This window comes from Maribacter ulvicola, from assembly GCF_900155985.1.
In the GTDB taxonomy this organism is placed as follows: domain Bacteria; phylum Bacteroidota; class Bacteroidia; order Flavobacteriales; family Flavobacteriaceae; genus Maribacter; species Maribacter ulvicola.
The window spans coordinates 111,847-131,633 of record NZ_FTMA01000003.1 but is presented as its reverse complement, the minus strand read 5'-3'; the positions used below and the strand labels follow the sequence as shown (position 1 = coordinate 131,633).

11 protein-coding genes are annotated in these 19,787 nt (G+C 34.0%); 6 read left to right on the top strand and 5 right to left on the bottom strand.

Annotation, left to right across the window (positions count from 1 at the left end; genetic code table 11):
* Nucleotides 1-2 precede the first annotated feature (2 nt).
* The 3 genes from BW936_RS11355 to BW936_RS11345 are packed head-to-tail and all read right to left on the bottom strand — an operon-like array spanning nt 3 to nt 5,930.
* Nucleotides 3-1,490 carry a sodium:solute symporter gene (locus BW936_RS11355; protein ID WP_317042889.1) on the bottom strand — a complete coding sequence of 496 codons (1,488 nt, stop codon included), beginning with the start codon at nt 1,488-1,490 and terminating at the stop codon, nt 3-5.
* A gap of 35 nt (nt 1,491-1,525) precedes the next feature.
* Complete coding sequence (locus tag BW936_RS11350; protein ID WP_076548518.1) at nt 1,526-2,830, bottom strand: RagB/SusD family nutrient uptake outer membrane protein; 1,305 nt, start codon at nt 2,828-2,830, stop codon at nt 1,526-1,528.
* A 10-nt stretch (nt 2,831-2,840) separates the two neighbouring features.
* Entirely contained in the window at nt 2,841-5,930 is a 3,090-nt protein-coding gene (locus BW936_RS11345; protein ID WP_076548517.1) for a SusC/RagA family TonB-linked outer membrane protein, read from the bottom strand.
* A gap of 201 nt (nt 5,931-6,131) precedes the next feature.
* Between BW936_RS11345 and BW936_RS11340 the strand changes: the two genes are divergently transcribed.
* Nucleotides 6,132-6,887 carry a DeoR/GlpR family DNA-binding transcription regulator gene (locus BW936_RS11340; protein WP_076548516.1) on the top strand — a complete coding sequence of 252 codons (756 nt, stop codon included), beginning with the start codon at nt 6,132-6,134 and terminating at the stop codon, nt 6,885-6,887.
* Nucleotides 6,888-6,891: 4 nt separating this feature from the next.
* Here the strand turns inward: BW936_RS11340 and BW936_RS11335 are convergent, their stop codons facing one another.
* The gene (locus tag BW936_RS11335; RefSeq protein ID WP_076548515.1) at nt 6,892-7,473 is read right to left on the bottom strand and encodes an RNA polymerase sigma factor; all 582 of its coding nucleotides are present in this window, start codon (nt 7,471-7,473) and stop codon (nt 6,892-6,894) included.
* 114 nt (nt 7,474-7,587) lie between these two features.
* On the opposite strand from BW936_RS11335, the gene BW936_RS11330 reads away from it, so the two are divergent.
* From BW936_RS11330 to BW936_RS11310, 5 genes are all read left to right on the top strand, one after another.
* The gene (locus BW936_RS11330) at nt 7,588-8,742 is read left to right on the top strand and encodes a FecR family protein (RefSeq protein WP_084182052.1); all 1,155 of its coding nucleotides are present in this window, start codon (nt 7,588-7,590) and stop codon (nt 8,740-8,742) included.
* Between the two features lie 214 nt (nt 8,743-8,956).
* Complete coding sequence (locus tag BW936_RS11325; RefSeq protein ID WP_159439017.1) at nt 8,957-12,244, top strand: TonB-dependent receptor; 3,288 nt, start codon at nt 8,957-8,959, stop codon at nt 12,242-12,244.
* A 19-nt stretch (nt 12,245-12,263) separates the two neighbouring features.
* Nucleotides 12,264-13,715 carry a RagB/SusD family nutrient uptake outer membrane protein gene (locus BW936_RS11320; protein WP_076548514.1) on the top strand — a complete coding sequence of 484 codons (1,452 nt, stop codon included), beginning with the start codon at nt 12,264-12,266 and terminating at the stop codon, nt 13,713-13,715.
* Nucleotides 13,716-13,962: 247 nt separating this feature from the next.
* Entirely contained in the window at nt 13,963-15,648 is a 1,686-nt protein-coding gene (locus BW936_RS11315; RefSeq protein WP_076548513.1) for an FAD-dependent oxidoreductase, read from the top strand.
* 26 nt (nt 15,649-15,674) lie between these two features.
* Complete coding sequence (locus BW936_RS11310; RefSeq protein ID WP_076548512.1) at nt 15,675-17,222, top strand: sulfatase family protein; 1,548 nt, start codon at nt 15,675-15,677, stop codon at nt 17,220-17,222.
* Between the two features lie 1,071 nt (nt 17,223-18,293).
* Here BW936_RS11310 and mnmE read toward each other — a convergent pair.
* Nucleotides 18,294-19,691: a tRNA uridine-5-carboxymethylaminomethyl(34) synthesis GTPase MnmE gene (mnmE, locus tag BW936_RS11300; RefSeq protein WP_076548511.1), complete on the bottom strand. Its 1,398-nt coding sequence runs from the start codon at nt 19,689-19,691 to the stop codon at nt 18,294-18,296.
* Nucleotides 19,692-19,787 lie beyond the last annotated feature (96 nt).

The following is a 19,787-nucleotide window of genomic DNA, read 5'->3' as shown; positions in this document are numbered from 1 at the left end:
TGTTATTTTTTTATAAGTATTAAGCCGACTACCGTAAGGCTTGCATTTATGGCAATATTTATGAATCCGAAATCAAAATTGAAAGCAGATATGGAAAATTGACCTAAAAAGTAGGTGATAATAGGTGTGGATAAACAAATTACAGGAACGCATTTATCCTTTAATTTTATTTTAGAAAACATCCCTAATAGATATAAGCCTAATAAGGGACCATAGGTATAACCTGCTACTTTAAAAATCAATGATATTACATCTCCTTTACTGTGAGAGAAGGCAAGTATTATCACGAAAATTGTAACGGAGAACATTATAATAACCAGGTTTTTTAGTTTCTTTTTCGTTTTGCTTGATTTATTGCTGATATCAAGAAAGTCATACGTAAACGATGTTGTTAAGGCTGTTAATGCAGAATCTACACTTGAAAAAGATGCTGCTATTATTCCAAGTATAAAGAATATCCCAGCCAAGGTTCCTAAGTGGTTTAAAGCTAAGTTAGGGAAGAGGTTATCTGTATTTAAAAATGTGCCGTTCTCGGCTATTTGCAACTTAATACCCATTTCATTTGCATATATATACATAAGAACACCTAGGCCCATAAATAAAAATTGGGTCAATGCTAAAATAATACTGTACGTCAATGTATTTTTTTGAGCATCCCAAACATTCTTACAGGTAAGCGTTTTTTGCATCATATTTTGGTCCAGACCAATCATTGCAATGGCAACTAAAATACCTGCGATAAATTGTTTGTAAAAGTTATTGCCAGAAGTAGCTTCCCAATTAAATACCTTAAAATATTCGTGATCGATAATATTTTGGATCGATTCAGAAAAACTGAAATTTAAAGTATCGGTTATTACATATATTGTGATAGAAGCGCCAAGTATTAAGAAAATGGTTTGCATGGTATCTGTCCATACAATAGTTTTTATGCCTGATTTATTGGTGTATAGCCAAACAAGGATTAAAATGATAATAATAGTTAAGTAGAAAGGCACATTGAAGTAGTCGAATACCGCATATTGAAGAATTTTTGCAGCAAGCATTAGTCTTAAAGCAGCTCCAAAAGATTGTGATACTAGAAAAAATAAGGAGCCAGTTTTGTAAGTGTGATGACCAAACCTTACTTTGAGAAAGGTGTAAATGGATACAAGTTGAAGTTTGTAGTATAATGGTGTAAGTACGAAAGCGATAAAAAAATAACCAACAATATTACCGAGTATAAATTGATAAAAATAAAAGTTGTTGTTGGCTACCATGCCAGGTAAGGAAACAAAAGTAACTCCGGACAGTCCTGCGCCTACCATACCGAAAGCAACTAAGTACCAAGGAGATTTTCTGTCACCAGTGAAAAATGTATCGTCGCTATTTTTTTTGGATGTGAAAAAAGATATCACCATTAATAAACCAAAATAAAGAGCGATTATAATAATTATTGATGTAGGGTTCAATACGTAATGCGATTTAATAAATTGGGACAGTATAATCACTGTCCCAATTTTAATTTATAAATAATTTAAACTTACTAAGAAGTTGGATTTGCAGGGGTACTGGTGTTATTATCTCTTTCAGAATTTGGATAAGGGTAATAGTCACGGTTTCTTTCAGCATCTGCTTCAAATGCACCTGGTCTTTCAAACCTTCTACTATCCTCTAATGAAAGTCCGGTTAAGTATAATTCTACCCTTCTGTTCTTGTATATTTCGTCTAGTATCGCTGATTGTTCAATTGTACCCTCATATGCGGGCAAATTGGCACCAATTCCATAAATATCGGTATCAGTATTTTTGGTTAGCACGGTATTAAGTTCAGAAACGGCATCGGTCAATTGGTTAGATCGCGCATAAGCTTCAGCTTTTATTAAAATGATTTCGCCAGGTAAGTAAACTGGAATTTCATTTAAGTTATCACTCCAAAACCCTACTACTTGATAATTTGGATTTTCTGCTTCCAAATCTTCAGCCGTTATATAAAATGGAATTCGTTCATCGTTTTCATCAGGCAATAATTCGGCTGGTAAACCAAAAGTTACATCTTTGGCTTGGGTAACATTTTGAGAACCAAACCAGAAGGCTAGCGGATTAGGGATTGATGCATCATATTCCCATGTAGATTTTACAGAAAGGTCAACACTATTTGCAGCGGTAATTGCGGCGTCGTAATTACCTGCCATTAAGTTAAATCGTGCTAATAATGCATTGACTGAGTTTTCAATTTCTACTGAAGTGAAAATTTCTGATGTAACCGATGTATCCAAGCCAGCATTTATATATCCTTTAGCTTCGTTCAAGTCTGCTATGACATCTTCTAAAACAGCAGAACGTTCTATAAATGGTGCGTTTTCAACAATTTCTAAAGGTATACTTTCAAAGTATTGAATTAAAGTACCATGAGCTAATGCTCTATAAAATAGTGCATATGCTTTTAAAGAACCCGAAACAGAAGCATTGTCACTTACATTATCAGAGGCATCTATCACTGTCGTGGCTTCCTTTCGGGTTAATAAAGCATTTGTCCATGTATTGATTAATAGTTCATTACTACCACTAACATTGTCGCCTCCAAGCAGGATTTCGTTTTCGCCTAAATTTCCAGGATTTAACAACCTTAGTTCATCGGTATTTAAACCTGAAATCTGAGTAGTGGTGTATATGAGACCCGTTCTTTCTGTGCTCCATCTCTGTTGAACACCATTAATTAAACGAACCAAGTTGTCTACATTTTCAACTACATCTGGCTCTAATGTGGAGTTAGGATCTAAATATTCCGTATCACAAGACGATGTGGTTATAAGCAATGCGATCGCTATTGTTTTTATTACATTTTTCATATCTGTCTTTTTAGAAGTTAGCGCTTAATGATAAAGAAATTGTCATAGGAATAGGAACATTTCCGAAGTTTACCGAACGCAATAAGTTGGATTGCCCACCAGCATTTGTTTCTGGGTCGTAGCTAAAGAATTTATCAAATGAAACAAGGTTACGGCCAATCAATGATAATTTTACATTTTCTAGACTAGAATTGAACAATGAAGGAAACTCATAGCCTAAAGAAACTTCACGAAGCTTAACGAATGAACCGTCTTCTATTCTGAATTCTTCAATAGGGTAAATACCGGCAATGTAACCTCTGGCAAGGTCACCAGTAAGCTCTTGGGCGGCCAATTGACCAACGCCTACACCTTGTCTAGTTCTCTTGTCAGCATCAAAAACATCAAAACCTTGCACAGCTTCCCAAAGCATACTAAAATTGAAATTTTTGTATGCCAAATCTGTACCAACACCTAGGATGTAATCTGGATTAGGATCACCAATAACTTTTCTTAAAATATCACCTGTAGGTTGACCATCTGCATCACGCATTGGTGTTCCTGTTTCTAAATTACCTCTTTCTTGTTGTGGAACTCCAACTGGACTACCATCTGTAGAAGCTCCGGTTAAAAGTAAATCACCGTTATCATCTGTAGCATAATACGTTCCGTAGAATACACCTAAAGCTTCCCCTTCTTTTACAATAGGTGGGGCACCAGTTACACTTTCAATAGTAATATCACCACCAACAGTACTTAGAACTTTATTTCTATTACTACTAAAATTGAAATTTAAATTCCATGTAAGGTCATCAGTTTTTATTGGGGCAACTTTCGCGTAGATTTCAATACCATTGTTACGCATTGTACCAACATTTTCAGTTCTTGAAGATCCACCAAGAGAAGGGGCAAGGACACGACTTACTATTAAATCTTCTATGTTTTGACGATAATAAGTGAATAATACTGATGCTCTGTTATTAAAGAAGCTTAAATCGGTTCCTATTTCAAATTCCTTTGTACGTTCAGGAGTTAAACCTTCATTTCCTAATCTTGTATTTTGTTGTAAGGTGGATGAACCTAAATAATCATTAGAGGTGTAGCTGCCAAATCTTTCATAAGGGCTAATTGCCGTTAAGTTACCTGCTTCACCATAAGAAGCTCTTAATCTAGCAGAATTTAAAAAGCTCTCTGTATTAAAAAATGGCTCGTTTGAAAGTACATAAGACCCTGAAATTTTAGGATAAAAATTAGACCTTTCATCAACATCAAAATTTGTGGCACCATCAATTCTTCCGGCTAAGGTTAAGAATAGTTTATTATCATATGATAGCGTTTCTTGAAGGAAGAATCCGTAGATGTCCAAATTTGTATCAATAGGTTGTGTTTGTAATGGAATAGTAGGTTGATTATTGTCATCTAAGCCTCTACCTTGTGTTCCCTCAAAGGATAATTCACTAGACTGAAAGCTATAACCTGCAGTCGTTACAGAGTTTAATTTATCGGTAATATCAGTATTATATGCCATATTGATATCATAGTTCCAATTAAACACTTTTGCTTCAGCATCTCCTAAATAACCATCATTATAATATGCAGGGTTTACATTTTCATATGGATAAACAGGTATGCTTATATGTCCTTTTTGGTTATAAGTATCAACACCGATAATTTGATCAATTGTCAGTTTCTCCAACGGTTTTATTTTCAAATGTAGATTTGGAATAAAGTGGTGAACATCCTGTGTAATATCGAAACTTTCAATGATTGTTAACGGATTTACTCTTGTATCTTCAACCGCCATTAAATTGCCATTCGTATCTCTTTGGGTAATGTCAAAAGTATTGTTGGTTATGTTAATTGAGTTTATCGGACTCCAAAAAACATTGCCATCTGGTTTTTCATCAGATTTACTGTTGGCATAATATAGACCAAGGTCATATGACATCCAATCTGTTACTCTATGATTGAAATTAACTCTTGCAGAAAATCTATCAAACTTAGTATTCTTAATAATACCTTCATTGCTTAAATAACCAATAGAAGCCATATAGCCCATTTTTTCATTTCCACCTTTTGCAGAGAAATAATTGTCGCTGCCAAATCCAGTTTGAAATATTTCATCTTGATAATCGTATCTGGTAGTTTCGAACTTGTCCGTAGATAAATTTCTATATGTTGTTAAGACATTATTGTCATTAGCGTCGAAACCGAAAATTGGCCATAGTCTACCAGATAATGCGCTATTAGGTACAGTTTCAAATTCTTCACCAATAAGGTTTAAATCCAATTTCTTACGTATCGTATTAACACTAAAAGTAGATTTGAAATTAAATTCAGGTCCATCTTCATAAATTCCGCCTTTTTTGGTTGTAATAACAACAACACCGTTAGATGCTCGAGAACCATAAATTGCTGCTGCAGCGGCACCATTAAGGATATTCACGTTTTCAATATCATTAGGATTGATATCAACCATTCTGTTTTGACCTGGTGATGCATCACCGGCATCAACATTTAGGTTGGTTACGTTGGTTGTAAGGTTACTGGTGATAACACCATCAACTACATAAAGTGGTTCTGACGAACCTTTAATTGTACTAGGACCTCTTAACCTTATGGAAAAGCCACCTGCTGGATCACCGGAGTTTTGTGTTATTTGGGCGCCAGGTACTTTACCTTGTAGAGAACTAGTAATATTGACAGGTGCAGCTTTAACCAATTCTACCGACTTAACAGTAGTTATTGCGTTACCAAGTTTTTTCCTTGATTGGGTGACAGAAGATCCCACAAGTACAACTTCATCTAAAGCATTTGAATCTTCTAATAAAGTTACGTTGATAACTTGGTTCATATCAGTTAAAATTACTTCTTCAGTTTTGTATCCGATGTAGCTAATTACTAAAGTCTGGTTTGTAGCATCAGTTAATTGGATGCTGAAATTACCATCGAAATCGGTAGAAGCTCCGGTAGAAGTTCCTTTCAATAGAATTGTAGCACCTGGTAAGGGTAGACCGTCTTCGGCAATAATAGTACCTGATACTGTTGAGGATTGTGCATATGTGCCGAGGGAAAATAGTGTCAGCAACAGCACCGAGAGAACATGATAGGTTTTCGTCATAATAAAAAGTTTTAGCTTGTTGTGCTAACAAACGTAGCAGAATATTTCATGTTTTGCAATATTTTATAGCAATTAAGCAATGTATTCTCGAAATATTTATTGTATTCTAAAATCAAGTATATGATTTGCAGTATTTTGTTGCAAATGCTAGTTGTTTATTATTAATTTGATATCCTTGTAATAGTTTTAAAGAAAAATATTTTGCAAAAAAGTGATAGGCACCAAATAATTTTAGAGGAAGTTCAATTACATAATAGGGTATTGCTAACAGATTTAGCAAACATCTTAACTGTATCTATGGATACAGTTAGAAGAGATATTAAAGAACTTGATGAATTAAGCAAATTACGTAAAGTACATGGAGGTGCTATTTCTAATGGATTCAATACCTACTCAGATCGATCAAAGGAGATATTTGAACAAGATAGCAAAGTAAAAATTGCCAGAAAGGGAGTTTCACTTCTTCAAAATGGTGATGTAGTGATGATTAGTGGTGGTTCAACTAATCTTGAGCTTGCAAAACTTATTCCAAGAAAAATGGATTTAACTTTTTTCACTCCTAGTTTACCCATGGCAGTTGAACTTTTGAACAATATGTCAAATCACCACGAAGTTTATTTAATAGGAGGTAAGTTGTCAAAGGAGTCTCAGTTGGTAACTGGTGGGGTTTCTATAAATAGCTTAACGGATATTACTGTAGATATCTGTTTTTTAGGTACTGGATATTTAGATTATGAAAAAGGGATAACTGAGACTGATTGGGAAATCGCACAGATGAAAAAAGCTATGATAAATTCATCTAAACGATTAATTGCTTTAACAATTAGTAAAAAATTAAATACAGTAAATCGTTATAAAATTTGTGAGATTAATACATTGACCGACTTGGTGACTGAGCTAGATCCAGATGCGGAAATCTTAAAACCTTACAAAAGTAATGGGGTAAATTTGGTATAGTATTCTAAACTATTCTCTTGTTAAAAATAATCATCAAAATAGTTTCATATTTGTCGCCCAATTTATTCTTTAATATTCTAAATGCCTTTGTTATTTGTGCTTCTACTGTTTTAATAGAAACGTCTAAATATTCTGCAATTTCACTATTAGTGAGACCCTCTTTTTTACTCAGAATAAATACTTTTTGGCATTTAGGTGGTAACTTTTTTATTTCTCTATTTACAATTTCCATCATTCTACTCATCATGTTGTCATCCATTTCAATGGCAACTTCATGAGAGTATTCAATATACTTTTGATTTAATAAAACAACGCTCTTATTTTTCTGATAAGAATTTAGAAATTCATTATAAACGCATTTGTAAAGAAAATTACGGATGGAGAATTCTGGGTTAAGTTTTTTTCTTGACTTCCAAGTCTTTAGAAAAACATTTTGCACGATATCTTGAGCTATCGATTGGTCATGAGTTAAAGTGACCGCATATGCATTTAACTGTTTATGATATTTTTCTAAAAGCAAAATGTAGGCTTTTTCTTCCCCAGAAATTAGTTTTTCGATTAATCTTCTATTTTCTTCAGCATCCATAATAAATGATTATTTAACAAATAAACGGTAAAAATTATATGATTATGAAAAAATAATTAAAAAAAGTTAGGGTATTGCAAATTTCACTTGTATTAATTAAAAGAGGAACCATCAATGATTTCTAAAGATATCGAAAATCGGATTATAAAATATTTTACTCAGTCTGCTGATACTGAAGACCTAGATATTCTGAATAATTGGTTGTTAGATGTTAAGAATCAAAAGATTTTTAAATCATATGTAAAAATCCATTTCGCAATAAACCTAACTATGAACAATTCTGATTTTGAAAAGGTTAAAGAAAAACTTTTAAAGGAAATTAAAAAGGATAAGGAGTATAATGCCAAGGTTAGATTTTTATCAGTTTTAAAATATGCAGCTATTGCAATTGTATTTTTAGGTATTGGATTTGTAATGAAAAATAATTTGCTGGATAATGGGGCGGCTGATATTGTTGTGCCAAGAGAAGACTCGATAGTACTTGAGTTGGGTAATGGGGAACAGCAAATTATAAAAGAGAGTGGTTCCTTAAAAATTGTAGGAACATCAGGAAAGGTGATTGGTAATAAGCAAGATGATCAATTAATTTATGAAGAACAGGGGAATCTAATACCTGAATACAACACATTAAGTATACCTAATGGCAAACAATTTGGAATTGTTTTATCTGATGGAACTAAGGTTCATTTGAATGCAGGTAGCACATTAACATACCCAACTGTTTTTACAGATGCTAGTAGGCGTGTTGTTTTAACAGGAGAAGCCTTTTTTGAAGTAAAACACGAAAAAAATAGACAGTTCATAGTTAACGTCCAAAATTTAGATGTAAAAGTTTATGGTACCAAATTTAATGTGACAGATTACTATGAGGATAAGCAGACAGAAGTTGTTCTCGTGGAAGGTTCCGTAGGTTTATCTTCCACGGAAAGTAAAAGAGATGTAAAAGAAATGTTCTTAGAGCCTGGTTATATGGGGGTTTACAATAAGTATGATAAGAGCTTAAATAATAAAAAGGTTAATACAGCGCTCTATACGTCTTGGCTGAAGGGGAATCTTGTTTTTAGAAACGTTTCTTTTGCAAGTATTATTCAAAAATTGGAGCGCCATTATAATGTAGTCATAATCAATAACAACATAGATTTAGCGAACGAAAAATTTAATGCTACAATTGAAACCAAACACGAGACAATAGAAGAGGTATTTAGCTATTTCAATAAAGTATACCAAATTGAATATCAAATTGTAGAAAATAAAATAATTATAAACTAAAACTTAAATATGATAAACTAAAATTGACAAATCTCATTTGATCATTTTAATATTTCGAGATGACGAAAATAAAAAAATCGGAAAATGCTGGAACATTTCCCGATTATAAAAATGATCATACTTAAAGCGTAATCACAAATAAACACTCAAAATTATGAAAAAACCACCAATGTCGAAGGGTTTTAACTTTTGGCAGTTTAACCATGACCTAAAAATGAAGTTATCACTTCTTTTTTTCTTAACTATTAGTTTTTTGATGCAAGCTAATAGCTACTCTCAAAAAACAAAAATTTCTATAGCGAAAGAAAATTCTACAGTCCAAGAGGTCTTGGATGAAATAGAAAGCCTTAGTGAGTTTAAATTTTTGTTTAAAACAAATACCGTTGATTTAAATAGAAAAGTAACGTTAAATTTTAAACGTGTACCAGTTGATAACATTCTTAAGAGTCTTTTTGATAGTCAAAATGTTTCTTATGAAATAAAAGATCGTAAAATATTTTTAAGAAACGATTCGCAACAAAATAGAGCTAGGGATCAAGATAAAAAAGTTGATGCCTATCAAAAAACAGTTACGGGTACCATTGTAGATTCTGAAGGTGTTCCCTTACCGGGTGCTAACATTGTAGAGAAAGGAACAACCAATGGAGTCACTGCAGATTTTGATGGTAATTTTTCCATATTAGTTTCTGATCAAAATGCAACTCTTATATTTTCATATTTAGGCTATGCAACTAGGGAAGTATTATTAGAAGGAAAAAGTAATGTTGATATTGTATTGCAAGAAAGTGCAGCAGGTTTAGAAGAGGTCGTTGTAGTAGGTTATGGTACAATGAAAAAGGCAGATTTAACTGGATCGGTTTCTCAAGTTAAAAGCGAAACTCTTGAATCGGTTCCTGTTTTCAATATGGCTCAGGCACTTAAAGTTGGCGCGTCAGGGGTTAGGGTTACTCAAAACTCAGGTACTCCCGGTTCTAGAATAGAGGTACGTATCAGAGGAGGAAATTCTCTAATAGGTAATAATCAACCTTTATATGTAGTTGATGGATTTCCTGTTACCAGTGGTATAGATTATTTGAATCCAGCAGATATAGAATCGGTTGATATCTTAAAGGATGCATCTGCTACCGCAATTTATGGTTCACGTGGCGCTAATGGTGTAGTAATAATTACTTCTAAAAGAGGTGTAAAAAATCAAGAAAGTAAAATTGAAGTAAATAATTACTTTGGTATGCAACAAACCATAAATCAATATGATGTACTCAATGCAAAGGAATATGCCGTTATAGCAAATGAATGGTTGAAAAATGAAGGCTTAGAACCAAATTTTAATATTGATGAAATTCAAAACCCAGGAACTGATTGGTTAGATGCCATTTTTAGAACATCACCTGTACAGAACCATACAATAACCTTTTCTGGTAGTTCGGATAAAGGCAGATATTCTATTTCCGGTAATTATTATGATCAAGAAGGAATCATAGAAAATTCAGGAGTTACTAGAGGTTCTGTTAGAGTTAATTTAGATCAAGAATTGAAAAGCTGGTTAAAAATGGGTATAAACCTTCAGTTGTCAAGAAGTGAGACTCAATCAGTTAATGTAGACAATGGCTACCGAGGTACATCTATGCTTTCTGCGGCAGCTTCGGCACCACCTACATTACCTCTGTATGATGAAGATGGACTTCCTACTCAAATTGGTCAGATTTATAATTTTGGATCTGCTGATATGAGAAACCCTTTATTATCTACACTTAACAAGAATCTAAGTTTCGCTAATAGTGTATTAGCAAACGCTACTTTCGATTTTCAAATTACACCTAGCCTTTCATTTAAGACTTTATTAGGCTTACAATATAGAAATTCGCGAAGTGAGTTGTTTACACCAACTGTGTATGAAAATGATAGAGGTTCTGCTCAAGAAGGTAATAATTACTTCAATTCTTTTTTAACTGAAAATGTCTTGACGTATTCAAAGACATTTAATGAAAAACATAGTGTAAACGTAATAGGTGGTGCTACCTATCAGACACAAATGAATAGATACTCTGGTATTTATGTAAGCGGTTTTTCTAATAATATTACCGAGAATTATAATTTGGCTGCAGCCGAAACTATTGGAAATCCTTGGTCTGGGTACTTTGATTGGACTTTAGCTTCGTTTCTATCTAGGGTAAATTACTCTTATGATGGAAAATATATGTTGACAGCTAGTATTAGGGCTGACGGTTCCTCTAGGTTTGGTGCAAATAATAAATGGGGATATTTTCCATCAGCTGCTTTAGCATGGCGTGTTTCTGATGAAGCCTTTCTTGAAAATAGCTCAACCATTTCAAACTTAAAATTAAGAGCTAGTTACGGTATTACAGGTAACACTGCTCTAAGTCCTTATCAATCACTAGATAGACTTAACTCGGCTAAATTTATTTTTGAAAATCAAGCAGACGTAATTGGATTTTATCCTGCAGGTATTTCCAATAGTGAATTGAAATGGGAAACTACAGGGCAACTAGATGTTGGGTTTGATTTAAATCTTTTTAATAATCGATTACGGTTTGTATTTGATTATTACAAAAAGAATACTAAAGACTTGCTTGCATCAGTACCCCTTCCTTCAAGTGTAGGGTTTAGCTCAATTCTTAGAAATCTTGGGGAAATACAAAATTCTGGAATTGAATTTAGTGTTGATGCCGATATTCTAAGAAACGATTTTAAATGGGATGTCTCGGCTCAAATTTCTGCTAATAGAAATAAAGTAATTGAGCTAGCTGGGGATAGTGATATTTTTGGATCGGCTCAAGCTGCGGTTTGGCCAAGCGCAAACATTGCGCGTGAAGGGGAACCTTTAGGAGTCTTTTACGGACTTCTTGAAGATGGTTTAGATGAGAATGGTTTTATAAAATATCAAGATTTGAGTGGACCTGACGGTGTTCCTGACGGATTAATAAATACGTTAGACCGTGTGATTTTGGGTAGTTATCATCCAGATTTTATATATGGGCTAACATCTAATTTTAGTTATAAAGGGATTGAATTAAATGTGATGTTGGAGGGAGTTCAAGGAAACGAATTATTTAATGCAACTAATGGAACACATTTAAATTCCTTTCAGCGAGGTAACAACCAATTTAGAGATATCATTGGTAATTATTGGACAGCAGAAAATCCTGACCCTAATGCAAAGTATCCTAAAATAAGTAGTGCTACCCAAATAACGGTTTCAGACAGATTTATAGAAGATGCTAGTTATCTACGAGTAAAATCAATGAGGTTGGCCTATAATTTTCCTGTATCTGAAATTGGTCTAAGTGATTTTGATATGCTTCAATTATATATATCTGGAACCAATCTATTCACTTTTACAAACTATTCAGGTATTGATCCAGAGGCTAATTCTCAAGGTACTGATTCAAGTAATATTGGGGATCGATTACGATTTGGTCATGACCAAAGTAGTTATCCTAGTGCCAAAATTTATGCGATTGGTCTAAAATTTAGATTTTAATTTATAAAGACATAACATTATGAAAAATATAGTTTTAGGATTATTAATAATAATGAGCCTCTCCGCCTGTGAGAAAACATTGGAAGAAGTTCCAAAGGATTTTGTTTCCAAGGCAAACTTCTATAATACCGAAGAAGATGCGCAAGCTGCCATTGTTGGTGTTTACGCTGGATTGCAAAGCGATTTTTATGGCATGAATCATTATTTGATGACTGAGCTACACGGTGATTTTATTTTGGGTAGAGGGTCACAAGCACCAATTACTATTTGGGACCAAATATTAGATCAAACAAGTATTGGAAGGTGTGCCTCAAATTGGTCATCTCTTTATACTACGATCAATCGTGCGAATGCGGTTTTAGATAATGTATCTCAAATAGAAGATATAGACCCAGAAGTAAAAGAACAGATTCTTGGAGAAGCACATTTTTTAAGAGCTTTAAGTTATTTTGAACTGGTTCGTGGTTGGGGGGCAGTACCGATTAAGACCAGTGAAAGTGTAGACTTAAGTACTGTAGAAGCTGCAAGGGAGCCTGAAAGTAAGGTGTATGAATTAATTGTAGCTGATGCTTTGGCTGCTGAAAACAGCCTTGGTGAAATAGGATCACAAACAGGTAGAGCATCTAAATGGGCGGCAAAAATGTTATTAGCTCACGTTTATTTAACTATGGAAAATTGGGAAGCAGCAGCTGAAAAAGCTGATGATGTTATTGTCAATGGTCCTTTTAGTCTTGTTGAAGTTGAAAGTCCAGATGATTTTTATAAGGTATTTGCTGTAGATTCTAGTACAGAAGATATAATGTCAGTACATCATTCTGAAACAAAAACTTCTGGTATTCCAACTTATATACATAGAGGTCAGGCATTGCCATATAATTATTCATCTACAGGTTACTTTGCATGGCTTCCAGATACAAATTCATTTATTGGTGATAGTTGGGACGATAACGATTTACGAAAGGATTTTAATTTATATACAGAGTATCAAAATTTTGATGGGTCATGGGTTTCTTTACCTGAAACTTTACCGGTACTCTTCAAGAAATTTATTTCTAATTCTTCTGGACAAAATGTATATAGTGTGCCTATTTATAGGTTTGCAGAAGCTTATTTAATTTATGCAGAAGCGGCAAATAATGCCAATGGAGGTCCAACAGCGCTTGCTACAGAGAGATTGAATATTATAAAAAGACGAGCCTATGGTTTGGATCTGAACACCGTTTCCTCAGAAGATTACACTTCTGGTATGGGTTCCACTGATTTTAGAAATGCGGTCTTACAAGAACGTGCTTATGAGTTTTTATTGGAACGCAGACGTTGGTTTGATTTAAAACGAACTGGAACAGTTAAGGAAGCTTTTACAGCCGCTGGCAAGAATATAATTGATGAGCGCTTTTTATGGCCTATTCCTGAAAATGAAATCAATAATAATCCGGCAATTAATCAAGCTGATCAAAACCCAGGGTACTAATATTTAAATAGAGTTAAGAATACAGGTCTCTAATCCGGCTTGTATTCTTTACCTCTAATTGGTTAAATAGATTTTTAAATCTGAAAGGTCACTTAAAGTTATTAATCCGCTTTTTAGTCAATTATTAATTGGGTGATTGAAAGGCTGGACTCTAAAAGAGTGCACTGCGCTTAAAATAAAACCAAAATTTCTAATCGAATAAGATTTTTGAAAATAGCATAAAAAATACTACTAATTAATAAAGAATATGACCAAACTAATTCAATTTTTCACACTCATATTAATGTTTCAAGGCTTGAACGCACAAACAAAAAAATATGATATAGTAATTTATGGGGGTACTTCTGCTGGTATTGCTGCCGCAATTCAATCAAGTAGAATGAATAAATCAGTAGTGCTTATAGAGCCAACTAGCCGAATTGGAGGTTTGACGACCGGAGGTTTAGGGCAAACGGATATAGGCAATAAACAGGCAATAGGAGGAATTTCCAGAGAATTTTACGAAAACATTAAAAAGTACTATGACGATTCAAGTAATTGGAAATGGGAAGATAAATCTGATTACAAAGATGGCGGACAAACACGAACGCAAGAAGGAGAGCCCACCATGTGGACTTTTGAGCCATCAGCAGCATTATCGGTTTACGTTCAAATGCTAAAAAAGGAAAAAGTAAAACTTATATATAACGAAAGGTTAAATAGAGATTCTGGTGTAGAAAAGGAAAATGGCAAAATCATTTCTATCACAATGGAAAGTGGAAAGAAATTCGTTGGTAAAGTGTTTCTTGATGCTACTTATGAAGGGGATTTAATGGCTACCGCTGGTGTTAGCTATACTGTTGGTCGTGAGAGTAATGAGGAATACGGTGAAACTTTGAACGGTGTTCAGGCTAATAATTACAATGTTTCATTGACCAAATTAGTTTCTAAAAATGCAGCTAATCATAATTTTATACCAAAAGTAGACCCCTATATTATTGAAGGGGATCCTAAGAGCGGACTTTTACCTAATATAAATGAAAAGCCCGGGGTTGAGGGAAATGGAGATGATAAGGTGCAAGCTTATTGTTTTAGAATGTGTTTGACCGACCACCCTGAGAATAGAATTTCTTTTAAAAAGCCAGATAATTATAATGAGTTAAACTATGAATTATTATTTCGTAATTATGAAGCTAGAGAAGGATCAGTACCAGATATGTACTATAAAGGTGGACCTCTATTGCCATTAATAAATTCTAGTATGCCAAATCGTAAGACCGATTCAAATAACAGATTTGGTTTTTCTACAGATTATATTGGTAAAAATTATGATTACCCAGAAGCTTCCTATGCCGAAAGGGAAAAAATCATCGAAGATCACCGTAATTATCAAATGGGCTTAATGTGGACATTGGCCAATCACCCCAGGATTCCTAAAGAGGTTCGTGATGAAGCTTCAAAATGGGGAACAACAAAAGATGAGTTTGAGAGAGAAGATGGTTGGCAGCAGCAATTATATATACGTGAAGCTAGACGTATGGTAAGCGATTATGTTATGACGCAGCGTAATTGTGAAGGGCTTGAAGTGGTAGAGGATGTTATTGGATTAGCCGCATATACAATGGATTCGCATAATGTACAACGCTACATAGACGCTAACGGTTTTGTTCAAAATGAAGGTAACGTTGAAGCGCATGGTTTTGATCCTTACCCTATAAGCTACAAATCTTTGACACCAAAAAAGGAAGAATGTAAAAACCTAATTGTACCGGTCTGTCTGAGCTCTACACATATTGCTTTTGGATCTATAAGAATGGAACCGGTATTTATGGTTTTGGGTGAATCAGCGGCTACTGCTGCATCGTTGGCAATTGATACAAATAATTCAGTTCAGGATGTACCCTATGAAAGTTTAAAATCCATTCTACTGAAAAATGGTCAACATCTTAAATAATTACTCAAATTATAATTGTTTTAATTATGAAGGCATTAAAAGAAATTGCTAATGAAAAAGCTGCCAAATTTTGGTTAAGGAAATATTGCTTTAGTAGTGTTATAGCTTTATGTATATTAATTTTTACGTCTTGTACAGAGAAAAAAGAGGAGTCAAATACTTTGCCGAATATTATCTTAATACTAGCCGATGATCTTGGTTATGGAGATTTGGGTTCATATAATGATCAATCTTTAGTGCCTACGCCTAATTTGGATAAATTGGCTTCTGAAGGTATCAGTTTTACAAATGCGTATTGTCCTGTCTCGGTTTGCACACCATCAAGATATGCGTTGATGACCGGTACTTATCCTTTTAGAAGTTGGAAGAAATCTGGTGTACTTGCAAATTATGAACCTTCCATGATCAGCGATGATCAATTAACACTTCCTAAAATGTTACAAGAAGCTGGTTATACTACGGCAGGTTTTGGAAAATGGCATTTAGGAGCAACTTTTCCAACATTAGACGGACTTAAACCAGCAGGCTACGGTCAGTTTAAATCAGAAAATAATGGTGAAAATATCGATTTAAGCAAGCCAATTGAAAACGGTCCTGTAGATAAAGGGTTTGAAAATTGGTATGGATTTAGTTGTGCAAGCGAATGTTGGGTTATGGATGGTAATACTATAGTTGCTGCTTTACAACACGAATTTTATAATATAGATTCTGCAGAGGATAAGGAGCATATTGAAATTATTCCTTCCAATCAATATCTTAAACTTCTAACTAAAAAAAGTATCGGATTTTTAAGTGAAAGATTTAGATCGACAGATAGAAGCCCATTTTTTCTATACTTTGCTCCTTATGTGCCACATATTCCATTGTCCGTAAGTGATGAGTTTATTGGGAAAACAAAAGCTGGATCTTATGGTGATTATGTTGCTGAATTGGATTCTTATATTGGTCAAATATTGGATGCACTGGAGAGTTCTGGGCAGGCAGATAATACCCTAATACTTTTTGCTAGTGACAATGGATCTCAATTTGAAAAAACTGGTTTGCATATAAATAATGCCAACCCTAGTAATGATTTGACAAGTGTAAAAGGGAAGAATAATAACTCTGAAGAGCATCATCCAAATGGCAAACTTAAAGGGTCTAAATGGACTATATGGGAAGGCGGGGTCCGTATGCCTTTTATAGCAAAATGGCCAGGTAAAATTCCCTCAGGTATGAAGTCCGACAAGATTTTTGCTTTAAACGATGTAATGGCATCTCTCAGTTCTATTGTTAAGTATGATATGCCAAATAACACTGCTATAGATAGTTATGATCAATCCTTGAACTTTATGGGTAAGGAAAAGAATATTAGAAACGCTGTCGTTGTACAATCTTCTAATGGTCAAATGGGATTACGAAAAGGGGACTGGAAGTTTATTCAACCTGATAATAATGATTTACAAGGTCAATTATATAATCTGGCAGAGGATGAATCTGAAACAAATAATTTGATCAAAGAGCAATATAAATTAGGAGAGAAAATGCAAAAGGAATTATTTGATATAATCGCCAAAACACGCTCTAAAAATTAAGAAGAATGAAAAATAGCAGGAAGTTTGTTCTCCATATGTTTGTGTTGATGATTATGACGTCAATCTAGTATTCATGTGATGAAAAAATTTAAGAAGCAAAAGATATTATATCATCATCTATGGAGGAACTTCGGCTGCAATATCTGCGGCGGTTGAAGCAAAACGTTCGTGCAAATCGGTTAATGTTGTCTCTCCGGATAAGCATTTGGTTAGTTTTACTTCTGGTGTTTAAGACGGGCTGTTACCAGTAATAAAAGTGTAAAAGAGGGAGGGGGGAGCTTGTAAGAGAATTTTATCAGAAAGTTTATAATCATTATTAATGCCTTTAGTTTAGATGAGTGTTAGAGCATGGATTTTGTCTGTGACCAGTTCTTAATAACAATCGGTTAAGAGCCTTAACTGTAGTAGATACTTATAGTAGAAGGTGCTAGGTGAAGTAGATAGGAAAATCACTCAAAGGAAATGATGTTGTGTAAGACCTGGAAACAGTTACTTTAGGAAAAAAAGCACGCAAACGTATAAAGGAGTATAACAGCAGCAAATTTATCAGAATAGTATTGGATAAATGGCATGTGGGAACAATGTTGAACTTGACTTCTTAAGGCCTGGGAGCCTATCGATAATCTGTTTATAGAAAGCTATAACGGTTCGTTTAAATTGAATGTTTCAATGCCAATAGGTTCTTTCCCCAATCCAAATGCACAACAAAAGTTCGTTATTGGAGAGAGGAACATAACAGCTTTAGCCTGTACAGATCGTTGGGGAACATGGCTCCCAACGAGTACATTAAAATGAATAAAAATAGTCCTTATTCTCTTGTTATGATTAATATCTAAATATGAAAGAAGATTACCTTTATTCTTTAAATTAGACTTTTAAAGTGCATTATATGGCTCTTTTTTGTGTGAATTTAATTATCTAAGTTAGAGGTACATTAAATAGTGCTTTAAAGCGCACTATTTAATATTTAGATGTAATTCAACTTCAAAGATAGGTTTTTAATGCGCTATTTTAAATTGGTAGTAGTTAGTGTGTTTTTTCTATTCAACTGCTTTTTTAGCTGTATTAAATCTATTTCCCGATACAAAAATTAGCAAAGATATTCCCCAACAACTCATCATTAGTCACTTGCCCTGTGATTTCTCCTAAATGATATAATGCTTCCTTCACATCTATAGCCATCAGGTCGCTTGAAAGTTCTGCTTTCATTCCAAATTGTACTTTTTCTATTTCTTCCAATGCTTTTAATAAAGAGTCGTAGTGGCGTGTATTGGTAACAATAGTTTCATTGTTTCGTAATGCACCAGTATTTACAAATTCCAAAAGGTTATTCTGTAATGCTTCTACACCTTCTCCGGTTTTTGCAGATAGGTATTTTACATTATCTAAATAGGTGCCTATTTTGTTTTTATCGTCTTCGGAAAGGGTATCGGCTTTGTTTACTAACAGGACTAAAGGTTTTAGCGGATTTTGGTTTTTTATCTTCTCAAAATCGATAACAATATTCTGTAGCTTTTTATCGTCGCTTAAAAGTTTTGACCCATCAACTAAAAGCAAAACTACTTGGGCTTGCTCTATTTTTTCAAACGTTCGTTTAATTCCCATTCCTTCTACGACATCTTCGGTCTCACGAATACCCGCCGTATCTATAAATCTGAATCCAATTCCACCAATAGAAATTTCATCCTCTATGGTGTCCCGGGTAGTTCCTGCAATATCAGATACCAATGCGCGTTCTTCATTTAAAAATGCATTTAAAAGGGTAGATTTACCTACATTAGGTTCACCCACAATTGCTACCGGAATTCCATTTTTAATTACATTTCCTACTGAAAAAGAATCTATTAAGCTTTGTAGTACTTTTTGAATACGGGTAAGCAATTCTTTAAATTGAGTACGATCTGCAAATTCTACATCTTCTTCAGAAAAATCGAGTTCTAGTTCTATTAATGAAGCAAAATTCAATAACTCGGTACGCAATTGTTTTATCTCATTACTGAATCCACCACGCATTTGTTGTACGGCTATTTGATGGCTAGCGGCATTATCACTAGAAATTAAATCGGCAACGGCTTCAGCCTGACTCAAATCCATCTTACCATTTAAAAATGCTCTTAGGGTGAACTCACCTGCATCTGCTGTTCTACAACCATTTCTTAGAAACAATTGAATAATTTGTTGTTGTATATATGGTGATCCGTGGCAAGATATTTCTATTACGTTCTCTCCGGTATAAGAGTGCGGATTCTTAAAGATTGAAACAAGTGCTTGATCTAGCACATTCTCACCGTCTTTAATATATCCTAAATGTATGGTGTGACTTTTTTGATTTTCTAGTGTTTTACCTGATACAGATTCAAAATGCTTGGAAGCAATGGTAATGGCATTTTGTCCTGAAAGTCTAATAATGGCAATAGCCCCTGCTCCTGAAGGTGTTGCTAAAGCTATTATGGTATCTGTTTGAATCATCATGCAAAAATAATCAATTATAGTTGTTGTAGTTTTCTTAAATTAATTGCATTTCGTCTTCTGAGTTTTAGTATACAGTAATTTTGTATCTTATTT

Bases quoted from the DNA above. Each gene is read 5' to 3' on its own strand.
- BW936_RS11330 (WP_084182052.1), top strand. From the start codon at position 7,588: ATGATTTCTAAAGATATCGAAAATCGGATTATAAAATATTTTACTCAG.
- BW936_RS11345 (WP_076548517.1), bottom strand. From the start codon at position 5,930: ATGACGAAAACCTATCATGTTCTCTCGGTGCTGTTGCTGACACTATTT.
- mnmE (WP_076548511.1), bottom strand. From the start codon at position 19,691: ATGATTCAAACAGATACCATAATAGCTTTAGCAACACCTTCAGGAGCA.
- BW936_RS11350 (WP_076548518.1), bottom strand. From the start codon at position 2,830: ATGAAAAATGTAATAAAAACAATAGCGATCGCATTGCTTATAACCACA.
- BW936_RS11325 (WP_159439017.1), top strand. From the start codon at position 8,957: ATGAAGTTATCACTTCTTTTTTTCTTAACTATTAGTTTTTTGATGCAA.
- BW936_RS11310 (WP_076548512.1), top strand. From the start codon at position 15,675: ATGAAGGCATTAAAAGAAATTGCTAATGAAAAAGCTGCCAAATTTTGG.
- BW936_RS11335 (WP_076548515.1), bottom strand. From the start codon at position 7,473: ATGGATGCTGAAGAAAATAGAAGATTAATCGAAAAACTAATTTCTGGG.
- BW936_RS11320 (WP_076548514.1), top strand. From the start codon at position 12,264: ATGAAAAATATAGTTTTAGGATTATTAATAATAATGAGCCTCTCCGCC.
- BW936_RS11315 (WP_076548513.1), top strand. From the start codon at position 13,963: ATGACCAAACTAATTCAATTTTTCACACTCATATTAATGTTTCAAGGC.